19 protein-coding genes are annotated in these 17,199 nt (G+C 65.9%); 3 read left to right on the top strand and 16 right to left on the bottom strand.

Features of this window, described 5'->3' with window-relative positions:
* Nucleotides 1-46: 46 nt before the first annotated feature.
* The 8 genes from C3E77_RS04960 to C3E77_RS04925 all read right to left on the bottom strand — a co-directional run bounded on the left by C3E77_RS04960 (nt 47) and on the right by C3E77_RS04925 (nt 7,963).
* Entirely contained in the window at nt 47-1,264 is a 1,218-nt protein-coding gene (locus C3E77_RS04960) for an ABC transporter permease (protein WP_108390614.1), read from the bottom strand.
* On the bottom strand, nt 1,264-2,004 hold the full coding sequence (locus C3E77_RS04955; RefSeq protein ID WP_108390613.1) for an ABC transporter ATP-binding protein: 741 nt from the start codon (nt 2,002-2,004) through the stop codon (nt 1,264-1,266). Before C3E77_RS04955 ends, C3E77_RS04960 begins: the two co-directional genes overlap by 1 nt.
* On the bottom strand, nt 2,001-3,050 hold the full coding sequence (locus C3E77_RS04950) for an efflux RND transporter periplasmic adaptor subunit (RefSeq protein WP_108390612.1): 1,050 nt from the start codon (nt 3,048-3,050) through the stop codon (nt 2,001-2,003). Before C3E77_RS04950 ends, C3E77_RS04955 begins: the two co-directional genes overlap by 4 nt.
* An 83-nt stretch (nt 3,051-3,133) precedes the next feature.
* Nucleotides 3,134-3,673 carry a HEAT repeat domain-containing protein gene (locus C3E77_RS04945; RefSeq protein ID WP_108390611.1) on the bottom strand — a complete coding sequence of 180 codons (540 nt, stop codon included), beginning with the start codon at nt 3,671-3,673 and terminating at the stop codon, nt 3,134-3,136.
* A gap of 108 nt (nt 3,674-3,781) precedes the next feature.
* A complete protein-coding gene (locus C3E77_RS04940; RefSeq protein WP_108390610.1) occupies nt 3,782-5,458 on the bottom strand; it encodes a ribonuclease J in 1,677 nt (558 codons plus the stop codon).
* Nucleotides 5,459-5,481: 23 nt separating this feature from the next.
* Nucleotides 5,482-6,459 carry a 4-hydroxy-tetrahydrodipicolinate synthase gene (gene dapA / locus C3E77_RS04935; protein WP_108390609.1) on the bottom strand — a complete coding sequence of 326 codons (978 nt, stop codon included), beginning with the start codon at nt 6,457-6,459 and terminating at the stop codon, nt 5,482-5,484.
* Between the two features lie 128 nt (nt 6,460-6,587).
* Complete coding sequence (locus C3E77_RS04930) at nt 6,588-7,157, bottom strand: dihydrofolate reductase (RefSeq protein WP_108390608.1); 570 nt, start codon at nt 7,155-7,157, stop codon at nt 6,588-6,590.
* Nucleotides 7,154-7,963: a thymidylate synthase gene (locus C3E77_RS04925; RefSeq protein ID WP_108390607.1), complete on the bottom strand. Its 810-nt coding sequence runs from the start codon at nt 7,961-7,963 to the stop codon at nt 7,154-7,156. The genes C3E77_RS04930 and C3E77_RS04925 overlap by 4 nt, the downstream gene beginning before the upstream one ends.
* A gap of 187 nt (nt 7,964-8,150) precedes the next feature.
* Between C3E77_RS04925 and C3E77_RS04920 the strand changes: the two genes are divergently transcribed.
* Together C3E77_RS04920 and C3E77_RS04915 are read left to right on the top strand one after the other, a co-directional pair.
* Entirely contained in the window at nt 8,151-8,576 is a 426-nt protein-coding gene (locus C3E77_RS04920) for an OsmC family peroxiredoxin (protein ID WP_108390606.1), read from the top strand.
* A 10-nt stretch (nt 8,577-8,586) separates the two neighbouring features.
* Entirely contained in the window at nt 8,587-9,480 is an 894-nt protein-coding gene (locus tag C3E77_RS04915; protein ID WP_108390605.1) for a TIGR01777 family oxidoreductase, read from the top strand.
* Between the two features lie 44 nt (nt 9,481-9,524).
* On the opposite strand, the gene C3E77_RS04910 is transcribed toward C3E77_RS04915, so the two are convergent.
* The 3 genes from C3E77_RS04910 to dapB form a co-directional block, all read right to left on the bottom strand.
* Nucleotides 9,525-9,989 (bottom strand): hypothetical protein, encoded by a 465-nt coding sequence (locus C3E77_RS04910; RefSeq protein ID WP_108390604.1) that lies wholly within the window; start codon nt 9,987-9,989, stop codon nt 9,525-9,527.
* A 681-nt stretch (nt 9,990-10,670) separates the two neighbouring features.
* On the bottom strand, nt 10,671-11,108 hold the full coding sequence (locus C3E77_RS04905) for a tetratricopeptide repeat protein (protein ID WP_108390603.1): 438 nt from the start codon (nt 11,106-11,108) through the stop codon (nt 10,671-10,673).
* Nucleotides 11,105-11,845: a 4-hydroxy-tetrahydrodipicolinate reductase gene (gene dapB, locus C3E77_RS04900; RefSeq protein ID WP_108390602.1), complete on the bottom strand. Its 741-nt coding sequence runs from the start codon at nt 11,843-11,845 to the stop codon at nt 11,105-11,107. Before dapB ends, C3E77_RS04905 begins: the two co-directional genes overlap by 4 nt.
* A gap of 82 nt (nt 11,846-11,927) precedes the next feature.
* Here dapB and C3E77_RS04895 point away from each other — a divergent pair, with 82 nt between their 5' ends.
* Nucleotides 11,928-12,386, top strand: coding sequence for a GNAT family N-acetyltransferase (locus C3E77_RS04895; RefSeq protein ID WP_108390601.1), 459 nt, complete (start codon nt 11,928-11,930; stop codon nt 12,384-12,386).
* Between the two features lie 55 nt (nt 12,387-12,441).
* Here the strand turns inward: C3E77_RS04895 and C3E77_RS04890 are convergent, their stop codons facing one another.
* From C3E77_RS04890 to C3E77_RS04870, 5 genes are all read right to left on the bottom strand, one after another.
* Nucleotides 12,442-13,044, bottom strand: a complete 603-nt coding sequence (locus tag C3E77_RS04890) for a histidine phosphatase family protein (protein WP_108390600.1) — start codon at nt 13,042-13,044, stop codon at nt 12,442-12,444.
* Complete coding sequence (locus C3E77_RS04885; protein ID WP_108390599.1) at nt 13,041-14,435, bottom strand: M16 family metallopeptidase; 1,395 nt, start codon at nt 14,433-14,435, stop codon at nt 13,041-13,043. The genes C3E77_RS04890 and C3E77_RS04885 overlap by 4 nt, the downstream gene beginning before the upstream one ends.
* Before the next feature lie 155 nt (nt 14,436-14,590).
* Nucleotides 14,591-15,718 (bottom strand): aldo/keto reductase, encoded by a 1,128-nt coding sequence (locus tag C3E77_RS04880; protein ID WP_108393076.1) that lies wholly within the window; start codon nt 15,716-15,718, stop codon nt 14,591-14,593.
* 162 nt (nt 15,719-15,880) lie between these two features.
* A complete protein-coding gene (locus tag C3E77_RS04875; RefSeq protein WP_108390598.1) occupies nt 15,881-16,699 on the bottom strand; it encodes an HpcH/HpaI aldolase/citrate lyase family protein in 819 nt (272 codons plus the stop codon).
* Nucleotides 16,696-17,196, bottom strand: a complete 501-nt coding sequence (locus C3E77_RS04870) for a MaoC family dehydratase (RefSeq protein ID WP_108390597.1) — start codon at nt 17,194-17,196, stop codon at nt 16,696-16,698. Before C3E77_RS04870 ends, C3E77_RS04875 begins: the two co-directional genes overlap by 4 nt.
* Nucleotides 17,197-17,199 lie beyond the last annotated feature (3 nt).

The following is a 17,199-nucleotide window of genomic DNA, read 5'->3' as shown; positions in this document are numbered from 1 at the left end:
CGGGTCCGGGCATGGATCCGGCAGCTCCTGCGCGGCTCCGCACCGATCAGTAGCGAATGGCATCGATCACCTTGACCCGCACGGCGATGATCGCGGGGATGAGACCGGCGAGTGCGCCGACCGCTGTAGCGACGACGAGGCCGAAGATCGCGGCTGACGCGGGGAACGGGGGGACGTCGCTGACGCCGCCAAAGCTCACCAGGCCTGACACGATCGGACTCTGGACCAGCAGGATCGCCATGATCACGCCGACAATGCCGGCGACGAAGGTCGCAACGACGCTCTCCATCATCACCGCGAAGAAGACCCTCCCGCTCGTCGCTCCAAAACTGCGCCTGATACCGATCTCGCGGATCCGTTGCCGCACTGTCACGAGGGCGATGTTGAGCAGGCTGAGCGCTCCGAGCAGCAGGATGATCCCACCGATGGCCATGGTTATGATCCTAAGAATCACTGTCGGGTCATCCATTTGCGTGCCCCAGTCGGTGCGGTCGACAATTACTGACCCGCCATCGCCGAGAGCCGCATTCATTTCCGCCTCGATCCGATTCGCGAGATCCCTCGACAGGTCGGTCGGCACCCACATCTCGTACGCGGGCAGCACGCCGCCCTCACTGGCCGGTTGCCCGGCAGCGTTGAAGTGGCTCGTCAGCATGTACATCGACGGCCACGTGTCCCACGCACTCGTGCCGTAGACACCGACGATGATGGCCCGCATTCCGCCGAGACTGTCGATCGATACGACAGGATGGCTTGCAAGATCCGGCGAACCCAGCATCTCCCAGAACGGGGTGTTCACGACGATGACCGGTGCAAGCCGCGAACTGTCGCCGACCTGGAACCAGTTGCCGTCGGTGATCCGGGTTCGATGCATCTCGCCGTACGGCTGGTCAACGACCTGCATGCTGACATCCTGGGTGCTTTCGGGGAACTGGACGCGTGCCTGGCTCCACAACACCCGCGTTGCGTACGAGATCTCGTAGCGCTCCATCACGTCGAACCATGCTTGAGTGCCGGCTTCGGTCCCTGCGGTCGCTCCCGTGGTTTCCATCGTCATCGTCAACGTCGCCGCACGCCCGCCCGAACTGTCCGCTTGTTCGATGGTCGCCTGCTGCGCGATGGCTGAGAGCGCCATGGCACCGCTGAGCGCACACACCGCGACGGCGACACCGACGAGCGAGAGCAGCACGCGTCCCTTATGGATGCGGACCTCCTGCCACGCTTCAGCGCACGCGCCAACGATGCCGGAGAGAAAGCCACCCATCAGAGAACCACCGCGGTTGTGCCTTCGGCGCTGGCACCCCCGCCCACGCCGGCGCGTGCGTCGGTGACCGAGAGTACGCCGCGGTCGAGGCGGAAGTGGGTATCGCTTCGCGCGGCGATCGCCGGGTCGTGGGTGATGGTGACGAGTGCGGCGTTCTCCTCGCGCACGATGTCGTCGATGAGCGTCATCACGCTCTGGCCGGTTTCAACGTCGAGCGCGCCCGTCGGCTCATCGGCGAGGATGAGCTTCGGCTGGCGGACGAGTGCCCGTGCGATGGCCACGCGCTGCTGCTCCCCTCCGGAGAGGCTCGCGGGCAACGCGGAGAGCCGGTGTCCGAGCCCGACCCGGTCGAGCATGTCCGCCGCAAGTCGCTCCCTCGCCCAAAACCGCGGACCCCGCGCATAGAGCAGGGGCATCGTGACATTCTCGAGGGCGGTCCGCCCGTCGAGCAGGTTGAACTGCTGGAAAACGAAGCCGACGTTGCTTCCTCGGACCCGGTCACGGCGCCCGGATTTCATGGCGGTCACCGATTCGCCCTCGAAAGTGAGCTCCCCCGTGGTCGGGAGGTCGAGCATCCCCAACAGGTTGAGCAGTGTCGATTTTCCGGATCCGGATCGTCCGACGATGCTGACCCGCTCCCCCGGCTCGACCCTGAGGTTCACGCCGTCGAGAATCGTGAGCGGCTCCGCGTCGGGAATGAGGACGGTTCGCGTGGCATCCGTCAGTTCGATGAGGCTCAACTGACGACACCCTCGTCGCAGAACACTGATCCGTCCGGCTGTTCGATGCAGCCATTGACCTCCGGGTCTGTGGCGTCAACGACGGGAACGAACTCGAGCACCTCGTCACCCTCTGCGAGACCATCGACGATCTGCACGACGGTGCCGTCGTTGAGGCCGAGGGTCACCTGGCGTTCCTCTGAGGTGCCGTCGTCGCCGAGGACCCAGACCGTTCCACTCGCAGCGTTGCCCTTGACCGCCGTCACCGGAAGCGTCATTGCGTCATCGACGCTCCCGCCTGCGATCGTCAGCTTGGCCGTGAGGCCCGCAAAAACCCGCACTTCCGGCGGCACGGCGCAACGCACCGTCGCTCCCGTCGATGGTGCCGATGCTGACCCGGTGTCGTCAGGGACGGATGCTTCCGCTCCGGCGAGTGGGCTGGTGATCGTCAGTCCCGTGCAGGTGAATGCACCGGGTCCTCCGATCACCTCCACCTGCGCGTCTGCCGGCTGGGTCACGAGTTTGAACTGGTCCTCGGGCAGCATCGGCCCGGTCACGCTGAAGGTGGGCGGTGCCACACTGGCGATGACGTCACCGACCGCGACGATCTGGCCGACAAGCACCGGGACGTTGGACACGACCCCGGTGACGGGAGCCGTCACCGTCGCGGTCTTGTAGCGGGGTTTCGGCTGCGTCATCGTGACGTTGCCGTCGGCATCCGTCGTAGCGACAGGATCCTGAACGATCTCCTGCCGGATCGTGGCGAGCGAGTCGCCTGCGGTGACGGCCTGGCCCTGGCTGACGGGAATGGCACTCACTTCGCCGGCGAGCGTCGCCTTGCCGGGCGACGCCGGGTCAGCGCTCACCGAGCCGTCGACCACAACGGTCGTCACAATGGAGCCAAGCGCGACCGTTGTGACCGGCTCGGTGATCGAACCGGTGGCCATCGCCGGGTCGGCTTCGGCCGAGGCATCCGGAAAGAACGCCACCTTCACGAGCGCGATGGCGATCACCGCGAAGATCGTTATTCGGAGGATCGGAAAGATCCACTTGCGCCAGACACCCATGAAATCCCCGATCGTCTCGAATGGCTCGAGTCTAGGGATGGGGTTACTTCCGGCGCGTCATCCTCCGGGATGAGGTCTGCGGCTCAGTCGGACTGAGGGGAAACGCGCTCCTTGAGCACGCCAAGGGACTCCCCGGCTGCGCGACGAACATCCTTCTGGGAATCCCGGAGGAGCCGGCCGATGATCTCTTCACTCGCCGGGCCGCCGACCACGGCAAGTGCCCTGGCGGCTGCGGCGCGCACCCGCGGGTTCTCGTCTGTGGTGAGTTTCGCGAGCTGCGTCTCGGTGCCGATCCGGCGCTCTGCGCAGACCTTGAGGCACATTTCGCGCACACGCCAGGCCCTGTTGGTCGTTCCGCCCAGAACGGCGGGAGCGGCAGCGTCGTTCCAGACGTGCAGGAGGGCACGGGCGCCCCAAAGTTCGGGCCAGTACAGCGCCGGAGCTCCGTCGAGAACCCCCTGGGCGTGGCGGCCACCGACGTAGAGAAGAACGTCATCGCCTTCGTTACGCCCGTCGAGGAGGCCAAGGACCTTGGTCACGAAGGCGTCTTCGCCGTAGCGGGCGACCGCCAGGTCGATGCGTTCGCCGAGGGGTGAGTCGATGGGGATGTCAGTATTCGTCATATCCTGATCAACGGTATCCCACGTCTACCGCCCGAACATGCGAAAAGCCCGGCCCTGGCCCGCCTGAAACATCAGGACAGGCCCGAACCGGGCAGTTCACGAGGGTACTTACGCCTCGATGACGAGCGGGACGATCATCGGGCGACGGCGGTACGAGGTGTTCACCCAGCGGCCGACGGTGCGACGAACGATCTGCGAGAGCGCGTGGGTGTCGCGCACGCCGTTGCGTGCGGCATCCGCGAGTGCCTGCTCGATCTTCGGCTTGACGCCATCGAAGACCCTGTCGTCTTCGGCGAAGCCCTTGGCGTGGATCTCCGGGCCGACGATGACCTTTCCGGTCTGGGCCTCGACAACGACGATGATCGAGATGAAGCCTTCTTCGCCGAGGATCCTGCGGTCCTTGAGGTCGGCATCCGTGATCTCGCCGACACTCGAACCGTCGACGTAGACGAAGCCGAGGTCGAGCTGACCGACGACCTCGACGTTGCCATCGCGCATGTCCATGACGGTTCCGTCTTCGGCGAGGAAGGTGTTCTCCTCCGGGATGCCGGTGTCGATGGCGAGCTTCGCGTTGGCGACGAGGTGACGGTATTCGCCGTGCACGGGGAGCACGTTCTTCGGCTGGATGATGTTGTAGCAGTACAGCAATTCACCGGCGGCGGCGTGGCCGGAGACGTGCACCTTGGCGTTGCCCTTGTGCACGACGTTGGCACCAAGCTTGGTGAGGCCGTCGATGACGCGATAAATCGCGTTCTCGTTGCCGGGGATCTGGCTCGACGCGAGGATGACGGTGTCGCCCTCACCGACCTCGATCGCGTGGTCCATGTTGGCCATGCGGCTGAGGACGGCCATCGGCTCACCCTGCGACCCCGTCGACATGTAGACGATCTTGTTGTCGGGGATGTCCTTGGCCTTCTTGTACTCGACGAGCACACCCTCCGGCACCTTGAGGTAGCCGAGGTCGGCGGCGATGGTCATGTTGCGCACCATCGAGCGGCCGAGGAACGCGACGCGACGACCATTCGCGTGCGCAGCGTCGAGCACCTGCTGCACGCGGTGAACGTGGCTGGAGAAGCTCGCGACGATTACGCGGCGCGATGCACGGCCGATGACCTGGTCGAGGACCGGGCCAATTGAGCGCTCGAGAGCGGTGAATCCGGGGACGTCGGCGTTGGTGGAGTCGACGAGGAAGAGGTCGACACCCTCTTCACCGAGCCTGGCGAACTCGCGGAGGTCGGTCAGGCGGCCGTCGAGAGGGAGCTGGTCCATCTTGAAGTCACCGGTGGCGAGGACAGTTCCCGCCTCGGTCTTGATGGCGACGGCAAGCGCGTCGGGGATCGAGTGGTTGACGGCCACGAACTCGAGGTCGAATGGGCCGAGCTGTTCTTTCTGACCCTCCGAGACGGTGAGGCTGTACGGCTTGATCCGGTGTTCCTTGAGCTTCGCCTCGACGAGCGCGAGGGTCAGGCCTGAACCGATCAGCGGGATGTCGTTACGCAGGCGAAGGAGGTACGGCACTCCGCCGATGTGGTCCTCGTGACCGTGCGTGAGCATCACGCCGACGACGTCATCGAGGCGGTCCTTGATCGGGATGAAGTCGGGCAGGATCAGGTCGACGCCCGGCTGGTGCTCTTCAGGGAAGAGGACGCCGCAGTCGACGATGAGGATCTTGCCGTTGATCTCGAAATAGGTCATGTTGCGACCGATTTCGCCGAGTCCTCCGATGGGAATGATCCGGAGGGTTCCCTTGTCGAGGGCAGGCGGATCGTAAATAGTTGTGGGCATATGCCCTCCTTGCGATATTTGCGTCAGCGCGTGGTGCCGTGCACCTGTGGCAGTGCGCCACCGGCTGCCGCGTTGCGGTCTGGTCGGAAGTTGGAGAAGTCCACTCCCGGAATGTTGGTGACGAGGTCGATTTCGTCCTCGATCTGTGCTGCTTCCCACTCCTCCGGCCCGACGAGGGGCAGGCGGACGCGGGGGCTCCCGATACGGCCGAGGCCGTGGAGGATGTACTTCGCGGCGACGGTGCCGGGAACGTGGGTCATGACGGCGCGGACGAGCGGCTCGAGCTGCATGTGGGCTGCGGTCGCCGTCGCCAGGTCGCCCGCGTTGACGGCGTCGATCATCTGGCGGTACGGCGTCGCGGCGATGTTCGCCGTGACCCCGATGAGGCCGGCGGCACCGATGGAGAGGTGCGGCAGAGCGTTGGCGTCGTCGCCGGAGAAGTAGAGCAGGTCGGTCTGGTTGAGCACCCGGCTGACCTCGGAGAAGTCGCCCTTGGCGTCTTTCACCGCGAGGATGTTCGGGTGCTTTGCTGCCCGGAGGATCGTCTCGTACTTGATCGGGACGCCGGTGCGGCCGGGGATGTCGTACAGGATGACCGGGAGGTCCGTGGCATCCGCAATCATCCGGAAGTGGGTGAGGATGCCGGCCTGCGTTGGCTTGTTGTAGTACGGCGTGACGATCATGACACCGTCTGCGCCGGCCTTCTCGCTCTTGCGGTAAAGGTCGATGGCGTGCGCCGTCTCGTTCGAGCCGCCGCCGGTGATGATCTTCGCGCGGCCGGCGGAGACATTCTTGCCGACCTCGACGAGCCGGAGCTTCTCCGGGTCGGTGAGCGTGGAGGTCTCCCCCGTTGTTCCGGTGACGACGACGCCGTCTGCCCCGGCGGTGATGACATCGTCGATGTGCTTCTCGACGCCGGGCCAGTCCACCTCGCCATCGGCGGTGAACGGGGTGATGAGCGCTACGAGGACCTGACCGAAGGGGTTCACGACGTTAGACACAGGTTCAAGGCTACCGGGTCAAAGCCCTGAGCGGTCCCACCGATCCCGGCGCGGGATGGCTCGGGCTCTGTGGTCACGCGGATGCCGGCACGCCGGTGCCAGCACGGCTGCCGGGATGCGGGCTGATGCTACGGCGCGGGCGTGTACCGGATGAACCGGTAGACGACGCCCGTGCGTGACGTACGCCAGCCTTCAAGCGGGTCGCGGTCGGCAACCCGCCAGGATTCCGGAATGGCCGGGGCGAAGGCGTCCCCAGGAATCTCTGTGCGAATCTCGGTCACCTCGATCCGCTCGGCCATCGCGAGGGCGGCGTTGTAAATTTCTGCGCCGCCGATCACCCAGATCCAGTGCGGTTCGGCACCATCGGCGTCGGCTGTCTCGGCGGCCTCGGCTGCGTCGTCGGCACCCGCGGCCGCGTCAGCGAGTTCGAGCGCCTCCTCGAGCGAGTGCGCGACCTCAACACCGTCGGCGTGCCAGTCGGCCTGGCGGGTCACGACGATGTTGCGACGCCCCTCGAGCGGGCGGAACTGCTCGGGAAGCGAGTCCCAGGTCTTCCTGCCCATGACCACGGCGCTGCCGAGTGTGGTGGCCTTGAAGTGCGCGAGGTCTTCGGGGATGTGCCAGGGCATGACGCCGTCGCGGCCGATGACGCCGTTCTGCGCCTGCGCCCAGATCAGCCCGATGCGTGCGCGGGTCATACGGCGACAGCTCCCCGGATCGCGGGGTGGTGTGAGTAGTTCTCGATGGCGAGGTCCTCGTACTCGTAATCGAAGATGCTGTCGCGGTCCGCGGTGATCCTGAGGGTCGGCAGGGGGAACGGGTCGCGGGTGAGCTGCTCGGTGACCTGGTCGATGTGGTTCTCGTAGATGTGGCAGTCTCCGCCGGTCCAGACGAAGTCGCCCACTTCGAGGCCGGTCTGTGCAGCGACCAGGTGCGTCAGGAGTGCGTAGCTTGCGATGTTGAACGGCACACCGAGGAACAGGTCGGCGCTTCGCTGGTAGAGCTGGCAGGACAGTTTGCCGTCTGCGACATAGAACTGGAACAGGGCGTGGCACGGGGCAAGTGCCATATTGGGGATGTCTGCGGGATTCCACGCGGACACGATCAGCCGCCGAGAATCGGGGTTGGTGCGGATCGCCTCGATGACCTCGGAGATCTGGTCGATGGTTTCACCACCGGGGGTAGGCCACGATCGCCACTGCACGCCGTAGACAGGACCGAGCTCGCCGTCGGCATCCGCCCACTCATCCCAGATCGTGACACCGTTCTCGCGCAGCCAGCTGACGTTGCTCTCTCCGCGAAGGAACCAGAGCAGTTCGTACGCGATCGATTTGAAGTGCACGCGCTTGGTCGTGATGAGCGGGAAGCCCTCGGAGAGGTCGAAACGCAACTGGCGCCCGAACATACTCCTGGTACCTGTGCCCGTTCGATCGCCCTTGCGTGTGCCGTTCTCGAGAGTGTCGCGGAGGAGGTCCTCGTACGGGGTGGGGAGAGTCGCTGCCATGATTCAACGCTAATGCACGCTGGCCGTCGAAAGCCCGTACACCAGCCGCGGGGCGTGCACAGATTCTCGCCGGACGGACGCGGTACATCGAGGCAGAGGGGTGACGCAACGGGGGTGACCCAAATTGGGCAAACAGTTAGGCTCGGGGCAGCGGCGACCTGCGTCGCACCGACTCCTGGAGGACACCATGACTGTGACCAGCGAAGCAACGACTGTGTGGAACGGAACGCTTTTCGAAGGCTCGGGAACCGTGTCACTCGACACCTCGACGGCAGCAAGCCTGCCCGTCAACTGGAAGGCGCGCTCGGAGGGATCCGACAGCGTGACGACACCCGAGGAACTCCTCGGCGCGGCGCACGCCTCCTGCTTCACCATGCAGTTCTCCAACATGCTCACGGAGGCAGGGTCACCGCCGGAGAGCATCCAGACCACGGCCGCTGTGACGTTCCAGCCCGGGACGGGCATTACGGGCAGCCACCTTCTCGTCAGCGCCACTGTGCCCGGTATCTCGGAGGATGACTTCGAGCGCATCGCCAACGAGGCGAAGGCGACGTGCCCTGTCTCTCAGGCGCTCGCCGGCATCCCGCTGACCATCGAAGCAAGCCTCGCCTGATCCCCGCGACATGCGCATCGTTATTGCGGGGGCCTCTGGCCTGGTCGGGCAGGCCCTGACAGCCGAACTGAGCACGCGCGGCCACCAGGTCGTGCGTCTCGTCCGTCGTCCGTCGCGCTCATCCGAGGAAGTGACCTGGGATCCCGCATCACGGCGCCTTGACCCCGGGGTGATCAGTGGGGCGGATGCCGTCATCAACCTGTCCGGTGCATCCATCGGTCGGTTGCCCTGGACCCGGCAATACAAACGCACGATTATGTCGTCGCGCATCGACGCGACGTCCACGCTCGTCACCGCGATCCGCGGCGCGGATGTGACGCCCAAGGTGTTCCTCAGCGCCTCGGCTGCGGGCTACTACGGTTCGCGACCCGGCGAGGTTCTCACCGAGGACAGCCCGCGCGGAACGGGATTCCTCAGTGATGTTGCCGAGCAATGGGAGACCGCCGCACTGCGCGTGAGCGACATCACCCGTGTTGTGACGCTGCGCAGTGGCATCGTCCTCGCCGTCGACGGTGTGCTCAAGCCGCTGTTGCGCCTCACCCGGCTCGGTGTGTCCGGCCCCCTCGGCGGCGGCGCGCAGCACTGGCCGTGGGTGAGCCTCGACGACGAGGTCGCCGCTATCGTGCACCTGCTCGACTCGGACCTCGCGGGCCCGGTAAACATCACGGGCCCGACCCCCGCGACCGCGACGGCCCTCATGCAATATCTGGCGAAGCGGATGCGACGACCGTTCTGGCTGCCCGTTCCCGCCTTTGCAGTTCGGTTACTGCTCGGGGATGCGGCCAAAGATCTGCTGCTGGTCGACCAGCGGACGAAGCCGGAGCGACTGTTCAACGACGGGTTCGTCTTCCGGCACGGCATCATGGAGCAGGCCGTGGATGCGGCGCTGGAGCGCGGCCGCTGAGCTGCGGGCGCTCCCCGCACCCCGCGGCCCCGGCTTTTCCTGGATTACGCGCTTCGGTACGGCTCGTACGTCGTGAGGCTGCCCCATCGGCGCCAGCCCGGCTGAGGGATAAGAAGCGCGGCACACCCGTCGACACTCGACGTTGACATGGTCGTTCCGTCGGTGAAGCGGACTGTCATCTCAGATCGAGCGGGCGACGTCCGCTTGCTGACCCTTCCGTCGATCGCGGCTGTGAGAATCCGTTTGGCCAGCGCTACATCGTCTGCTGCGTAACCGTCCAGTTCCCAGCCGTTGTCGTCCATTGAAATATGGAGGAACTGCTCGGCGGTGACTCCCACTCGACATGCGAGTGTGTTGTGAGGCGCAACCGTCAGGGTCCTGACGATGTCGTTGGGTGCACTTCGCGCGATATCGGCGACGTCCCCGATGAGTTCCGAGAAGAATCGCTCAAAGTCGTCAATCGTCGATTCGATCTCGGGGTCAGCCGAGGGAAGCACGCGGTCGCTCATCGAAGCAGTCTGTCAGAAAGCCATGCCTCCAAAGCTGGTCGGTTGAATCGCCGTCCTGCGCCGCCGGTCCCAAGCATCCGCCCACGCGGGCTGCCCCGCTCGGTCACAAACGGTCGTTCGTGCGCTGCTCGGCCAGAAACGGCTGCTCCCCGAGAGATTCAGCGACCCTTTCCGTCCGCGCAAGGGTGGGAGTAACCCTTTTCGCCCGGGCGAGGCGTGAGCAACCCTTTCCGTCCGAGCAAGGGAGTGCGCAACCCTCTTCGACCGCGCGAGCAACCGGTCGCCGCCGGGACGCGCCAGGCGCAGGCATCCGCCCCACACGGCCCCGCTCGGTCACAAACGGTCGTTCGTGCGCTGCTCGGCCAGAAACGGCTGCTCCCCGAGAGATTCAGCAACCCTTTTCGCCCGAGCACGGGCGTGAGCGACCCTTTTCGACCGAGCAAGAGAGTGAGCAACCCTTTTCGTCCGCGCGAGCAACGGTCGCCGCAGGGACGCGTCACGCGCAGGCATCCGCCCGCACGCCCTTTGCTCGGCCACAAACGGTCGTTAGTGCCCTGCTCGGCCAGAAACGGCTGCTCCCCGAGAGATTCAGCAACCCTTTCCGTCCGAGCGAGGGCGTGAGCAACCCTTTTCGTCCGAGCACGGGTGTAAGCAACCGTTATCGTCCGAACGCCCGACCGCTCAGCGCGAGTAGAGGTGAATCGCCTCGCGGATCGCGGACCGCGCCCGACGCCGGTCGCCAGCCCCGTCGTACGCCAGTCCCAGCCGGTACCGCGCCTTCCAGTCGGTCGGTGCGGCCTCAACCGCGGCCTGGTAGCGAGGGAACACCTCGTCGGCGGCGTCGCGCTCGACCCGCCCGCTTGGACGCACGGGCAGTTCGTCATCCGGCAGTTCGCCGTTCGACTCCAGTAGACGGCCGAGTCGCTCGGCACGCACCCCGAACAAAATCTCGCGGGTCAATGCCCACACCCCGACCACCGGGAGCACGAACAGTGCAACGCCGATCGCGATCGCAACGGGTTCCCCTGTCGCGATAAAGAGCACGGCACGCTGGCCAACGAGCACGAGATACAGCGCGAGCAGCGCTGCCATGACGACGACGCCGATTCGGGTGGTCACGAGCGGGTGATCCCGAGGTCCATGATGCGCTCGAGTCCGACGGTGAGTCCCGTCGCCGTTCGGGCAGCGCCGAGCGCGAGGAGGATTCCCTGCTCGTACGAGCTGGGGTCGATGGTGCTGTGCGAGATTGTGAGAGTCTCCCCCGCCCCGCCGAAAATGACCTCCTGGCGGGCGATAAGGCCGTTGAGCCGGAGGCTGTGGATCGGGATGCTCGATACCTGCTGGCCGCGCGCACGCTGATCGACGTGCGGGGCAACGACCGGCCCGAGACCGGTGCGCGCCTCGCCGATGAGCTCGGCGGTACGCACGGCCGTGCCGCTCGGTGAGTCGACCTTGGTGGCACGGTGCGCCTCGACGATCTCGATCGAGTCGAAGAATCGGCTGGCGATCGTCGCGAGAGTCGTTCCGAGCACGGAACCGAGCGAGAAGTTCGGAATGACCACAACACCCGTCTCGGTGTCGGCCAGCTGGGTGCCAAGCGCCGCGAGGCGATCGGAGGACCACCCGGACGTGCCGACGAGAACGTTGATGCCCTCACGGATGGCGTGGGTAACGACGGTCGTACTGACCGCGGGGGTCGTGACATCCACCACGAGGTCGGCACCGTTCATCTCGTTGAGAGAACTGGCAGAACCGAGCTTCGCGTAGACGGCGAAGTCCTCGGATTCATCGATGAGCCGGGTGAAAAGCTGACCCATTGTGCCGCTTGCTCCGACGACAGCCACTCTCGTTACCATGCTGCCAATCTACAAGGTCGCCGCGGGGAACCGGCACGAGCGGCCGCGCCTCACGAGGCGAATCCGTCCCTAAACTGGTGCTGTGCTTACGTTTGACAGCGTCCCCGTGACCGATCCCCTCGCCACCGAACTTCTCACGGAGTACTTCACAGCCCGTGAAATGGGCTTCGTCGGCGGCGACTACGTCGTCAACTTTCCGAGCCCGGAGCGCTTCGTGCCCCCCGTGGGCGATTTCGTTATTGCCTTCGAGGACGGACGCGCGGTCGGATGCGGCGGCGTCCGTTCGCTGACACCGTCACGCTTCGAGGTCAAGCACCTCTACCTGCGGCCGGAGTCCCGCGGTCGTGGGTGGGGCAAGCAACTCCTCGCAGAGCTCGAGAGTCGTGCCGCCGCGCTCGGTGCGACCGAGGTCGTGCTCGACACCAATGCGTCTCTCGAGGCAGCCGGCGGCCTGTACCGCCGGTCGGGGTACGCGTCGATCGAGCCGTACAACGACAACCCGAACGCGACCGACTGGTACTTCAAGGCGCTCGCCTCCTAGCGGGCCACTCCCCTGCCTCCGCCATAGCGGCGAGACGGGGACCCCGGCCGTCCGGTCAGACCGGGAGCGGTTCCGGCAGGCCGGTGCGCAACTCGACGGGCAGATGCCCGAGGTCGTTGTGCGTCAGCAGCGTCCACGGTCGGCCCGGCTTCCGCTGGATGATCGTGAGCCCGCAGTGCGCCTGGTCGAGTGTCATCCAGCGCCAGTCAGGAGCGCCAAGCACCTCGCGCACGAACCAGGCAATGACAAAATTGTGCGTGATCAACACGTCATGACGGTCGCCTTTGCGCGGCGCCAGGAATTCGGCGACGGCATCCGACATCTGCGCAGCACCAGCTTCGATCTCCGCCTCGGTCACCGCACCGAAGAACGGCTCGTACGCGTTGGGCATCTCGGGCAGCTTGCCGGTCGGTACGCAGTCAAAGAGCAGTGCGCTCGGCTCGGGATCGATGGCCGGGAGCCGCTCGTGGATGATGCGGGCGGTCTCGGCAGCGCGCTGCAGCGGCGAGTGCAGTGTCGCCGTGATCGGCAGCCCGCCGATCCGCTCAGCGAGGTGCTCCGCCTGCCTGCGACCCCGCGCCGACAGCGGCCCGTCGGGCATGCCGTGCTGGGCATCCTGCTGCTCGCCGTGGCGGACGAGGTAAATGTACTGGGTCATGACAGCTCCTTCACGGACTCTCCGAAGCCAGCGAACACGTCATCATCGACGGCTCCGACGGCGGAGAGGGACAGCGGTTGGTTCAAAAGTTCACGCGCGAGATCCTGGACGTCGGCGGCGGTGACCAGGTAGAGACGGCGCAGGCTCTCGTCGAGATCGGTGAATTCGCCGAGGGTGATTTCCGCCCGGCCGAGCCGAGACATGCGGGTCTCGGACTCCTCGAGGGCGAGGGCGCTCGCTCCGGACAGCTGACCGTGCGCGCGTCGCAACTCGTCTTCGGTGACGCCATCGGCCGCAATGGATCGAAGTTCATCGAGCATGAGGTCGGCGACCTGCCGGGCTTTCGCCGGTGAGCAGGCGCCGTACATGCCGAACACTCCGGCATCCGAGTATGACGCCGCGAACGAGTACACGGAGTAGGCAAGCCCCCTGCGCTCCCGGATCTCCTGGAACAGGCGCGACGACATCCCGCCCCCCAGGATCGAGTTGAGGACGCTCATCGTCATCCGGCGATCGTCGGATGCCATCAGCCCCGGCATTCCGACCAGCAGGTGCACCTGTTCGATCGGGCGTGACGCAACGACGAGCGCGGTCTGCCGCGTGACCGAAGCCGCGGGAAGCATGCGACGCTCGACCGGCCGGGCCGGCGTGGAGAGGTCCCAGCCCGCGTCGACGAGGGCACGGGTGACCCCTGCAACGAGTTCGTCGTGGTCGACAGCACCGGCGGCGGTGACGACGAGGTCCTGCGGCCGGTAGTTGGCGCGGTAGTGCCTGAGCACCGCATCGCGGGTCGCCTCACGGATGGCCTGCGGGGTTCCGCCGATCGGCCGGCCGAGGGCGTGGTCGCCGAACACGGCGGCGAACAGATTCTCGGTCGCCACATCCGCCGGGTCGTCCTCGGCCATGGCGAGTTCTTCGAGGATCACTCCGCGTTCGTTTTCGAACTCGGTCGGGTCGAGCAGCGACGATGTGAGCATGTCGGTGAGCGTTTCGACGGCCATGTCGAGGTCGATGTCACGCACCCTGGCGTAATAGCAGGTGTATTCCTTGGCGGTGAGCGCGTTGCTCTCCCCGCCGACCGAGTCGAACGCTATGGCGATATCGAAAGCTGTGCGTTTCGCTGTTCCCTTGAACAGGAGGTGCTCCAGGAAGTGCGTGGAACCGAACCCGGACTCACGAGCGGGGACGTCGCCATCCCCATCGTCGCCGGGAAGTTCGTCACGGGAACCAACGGCCACCCAGTAGCCCAGGGTCGCGCTGCGTGAGCCGAGCACATTCTCCGAGAGGATGCGCACCCCGCTCGGCAGGATGGTGCGCCGAACGAGCGAATCACCGGAAGCCGCAAAGGACAGCTCGGCAACATCGAGCGGAAGTTCAATCGACCCGTTCATCACCCTCAACACTACGGCAGGACACGCTGAGGACAACGCGCGAGCCGGGAGGTACTCAGACTCTGATGGGACTCCGACTCTGGTGAGGCTCAGACTCTGGATGACTCCGACTCTGGTGAGGCTCAGGCTCTGGATGACTCAGGCTCTGGCGGGACTCAGACTCTGGTTGCCCGCTCGAGCTCGACCATCTGCGTGCGGGTGAGCCTGATGGCCGCTGCCTGCACGAGCGCGTCGACCTGCTCTGGCCGCGACGCGCTCGCAACCGGCGCCACAACACCCGGGCGGTTGAGAAGCCAGGCGAGGGCGATCGACGCGATCGGAGCGTCTTGCTCCTTCGCGACGAGATCGAGCGCGTGCAGCACCCGCAGGCCGTTCCGGTTGAGGTGACGGCTGACCCGTGCACTGCGGGCCGAATCATCGAGATCTGCTCGGCTGCGGTACTTGCCGGTGAGGAACCCGTTCTCGAGACCGAAGTACGGCATGACGCCAAGGCCCTGGCCACGACTGACGAGCCCGAGGTCGCCTTCAAACGGGCCGCGGTGCAGGAGGCTGTAGTGCGTCTCGAGCGCTTCGAATCGCGGGTAACCGGCGGCACTGAGGATTCTCGCCTCGACGAGGCGCTCGGCCGTGAAGTTCGACGCACCGAGGTACCGCACCTTGCCGGACTCGATGAGCCACTGCGCGGTGCCCAGGCTGTCTTCGAGGGGAACCGAGCGGTCGTCGAGGTGGAAGTAGAGCAGGTCGATGTGGTCGGTCTGCAGTCGCTGGAGCGACGCTTCGACCGCGCGCACCATGCTCACCGGACCGAGGCCGGGGTTGTCGGGGTGGTTGCCCACCTTGGTCGCGACGACCATGTCGTCGCGGTTGCCCCGGCGCGCCATCCACGTGCCGATGATGTGCTCGCTCCGGCCGGCGGAGTAGCTGTCTGCCGTGTCGATGAAGTTTCCGCCGCAGTCGGCGTAGCGGTTGAGGATGCCCGTGCTGGCGTCGGACTGCGCGGTCCACCCGAACACGCTTGTTCCGAGGGCGACCGGGAACACCTCGAGGTCGGTCTCGCCGAGGGCACGACGCATCGAAGCGCCGATACTGCCGCTCGACCCGAGGATCTGAATCGGGGCGGATGGGTGCACCTCGAGCGGGGCAACGACCGCGGGATTCGACGCTGCTGACTCGTCGGCAGCGGCCCATGGCCGGCCCGCCGAACCCGAAATCCGGGTCGTGTCAGTGGTCAGGTCATCGACCGGGTCTGTACCCGGTTCTGCGGTCAGCAGGCGAGGCGTCATCCGAGCCATCTCGCCACCCCATTCCTTCGGTTTAAGCAGGGAAAAAATGGAGCTCCCCAGCCCTCATCCCTGCCTCCGAGACTATGTCAGCCCACCGACGCAAACCGACCATTCCACGGTCATTTGCATGAATACTTCATAACGATCTGACAACGGTCAAAATCAGCGATTTTTACGGGCTAAACCGACGGTCTTTCTGGCATGCCGAAGCGCCGGTTCGTCCACCATCTGACCCCGGAATATGAACACGCCCGCCTCGTTTTCCGCGGCCTCCAGAAGCGCCAGAGCGGCTTCCAGTGCGTCATTCCCCGGGCGGTATCCGGCGCGGATCGTGCCGACCTGGCCCGGATGGATACAGGCGGTCGCGCTGAAGCCGCTCGCAGCGGCATCCGTCGCCTCATCGAGCAGGCCATCGAGGTCGGCGATGTCGAGGTGCACCGTGTCGATCGCAGCCTTTCCGACTGCTCCTGCGGCGAGCAGGACCCGCGACCGGGCATGCGCGGCGACGTCGCGATAAGAACCGTCGGTCCGCCTGCTGGATGTTCCGCCGAGGGAGGCGACGAGGTCCTCCGCTCCCCACATGAGCGCCTCGACCGAATCGTGCCGTGCGATCTCGGGCGCCGCGAGCACACCTGCGGCGGTCTCGCACAACGCAATCACCCGGTATCGGTCGCCAAGCATCGCAACGTCGGCGAGACTCTCGGCCTTCGGCAGCATCAGCCAGCGGTAATCGGTGTCGGCGAGCGCGGAGAGATCCGCCGCCAGTTCCGCGGTCGAGGCAGGGTTCACCCGGACTATCGTGCGGTTCGGATCGAGCGGATGCTGCGCGATCGCCTCGCGCGCGCCCGGTTTGCCCGTGGGTGCAACGGCGTCCTCAAGGTCGAGGATCACGGCATCCGCCCGCTCACTCGCCTTCTCGAACCGGTCTGGCCGGTCTGCCGGGCAAAACAGCAGGGCCGGTCCGAGCTCGAAGCCGGTCACGCGGCGCCCTCCCGGCAGCGCACGAGCACGTTGCGCACGGCCGTCGCGACGATCACGCCATTCTGGTTGCGGCCGGTGTGCTCGAGGGCGACGATGCCCTGGCCCTGTCGCGACTTCGACAGCCGCTTCTGTGTGACGACGGTCTCGGAGTACAGCGTGTCGCCGTGATAGAGCGGGTGCGGGAAGACGACGGAATCGAACCCGAGGTTGGCGACGAGCGTGCCCTGGGTCAGCTGCGCGACGGAGCTGCCCACCATTGTCGCGAGGGTGAACATTGAATTGACGAGCCGCTGCCCGAACTCCTGCGTCTCTGACCACGCACTGTCGAGGTGGAGCGCCTGGGTGTTCATCGTCATCGTGGTGAAGAACACGTTGTCAGCCTCGGTGACCGTGCGGCCGGGCCGGTGGAGGTACCTGGCCGACGGGTCGAACTCCTCGAAGTACAGCCCGCGCTGCTCCACGGGTGTTCGCTCGCTCTCGTGCGCATTCTCGTTCATCGG

The sequence above is a fragment of the Mycetocola zhujimingii genome (genome assembly GCF_003065425.1).
GTDB lineage: Bacteria > Actinomycetota > Actinomycetes > Actinomycetales > Microbacteriaceae > Mycetocola_A > Mycetocola_A zhujimingii.
The sequence above is the reverse complement of the archived record's forward strand: the minus strand, read 5'-3'. Positions and strand labels throughout refer to the sequence as shown.

What these genes read in the sequence shown, in the direction of transcription:
- C3E77_RS04960 (WP_108390614.1), bottom strand. Translation starts at nt 1,264, where the DNA reads ATGGGTGGCTTTCTCTCCGGCATCGTTGGCGCGTGCGCTGAAGCGTGG.
- C3E77_RS04950 (WP_108390612.1), bottom strand. Translation starts at nt 3,050, where the DNA reads ATGGGTGTCTGGCGCAAGTGGATCTTTCCGATCCTCCGAATAACGATC.
- C3E77_RS04945 (WP_108390611.1), bottom strand. Translation starts at nt 3,673, where the DNA reads ATGACGAATACTGACATCCCCATCGACTCACCCCTCGGCGAACGCATC.
- C3E77_RS04940 (WP_108390610.1), bottom strand. Translation starts at nt 5,458, where the DNA reads ATGCCCACAACTATTTACGATCCGCCTGCCCTCGACAAGGGAACCCTC.
- C3E77_RS04930 (WP_108390608.1), bottom strand. Translation starts at nt 7,157, where the DNA reads ATGACCCGCGCACGCATCGGGCTGATCTGGGCGCAGGCGCAGAACGGC.
- C3E77_RS04925 (WP_108390607.1), bottom strand. Translation starts at nt 7,963, where the DNA reads ATGGCAGCGACTCTCCCCACCCCGTACGAGGACCTCCTCCGCGACACT.
- C3E77_RS04920 (WP_108390606.1), top strand. Translation starts at nt 8,151, where the DNA reads ATGACTGTGACCAGCGAAGCAACGACTGTGTGGAACGGAACGCTTTTC.
- C3E77_RS04915 (WP_108390605.1), top strand. Translation starts at nt 8,587, where the DNA reads ATGCGCATCGTTATTGCGGGGGCCTCTGGCCTGGTCGGGCAGGCCCTG.
- C3E77_RS04910 (WP_108390604.1), bottom strand. Translation starts at nt 9,989, where the DNA reads ATGAGCGACCGCGTGCTTCCCTCGGCTGACCCCGAGATCGAATCGACG.
- dapB (WP_108390602.1), bottom strand. Translation starts at nt 11,845, where the DNA reads ATGGTAACGAGAGTGGCTGTCGTCGGAGCAAGCGGCACAATGGGTCAG.
- C3E77_RS04890 (WP_108390600.1), bottom strand. Translation starts at nt 13,044, where the DNA reads ATGACCCAGTACATTTACCTCGTCCGCCACGGCGAGCAGCAGGATGCC.
- C3E77_RS04885 (WP_108390599.1), bottom strand. Translation starts at nt 14,435, where the DNA reads ATGAACGGGTCGATTGAACTTCCGCTCGATGTTGCCGAGCTGTCCTTT.
- C3E77_RS04880 (WP_108393076.1), bottom strand. Translation starts at nt 15,718, where the DNA reads ATGACGCCTCGCCTGCTGACCGCAGAACCGGGTACAGACCCGGTCGAT.
- C3E77_RS04870 (WP_108390597.1), bottom strand. Translation starts at nt 17,196, where the DNA reads ATGAACGAGAATGCGCACGAGAGCGAGCGAACACCCGTGGAGCAGCGC.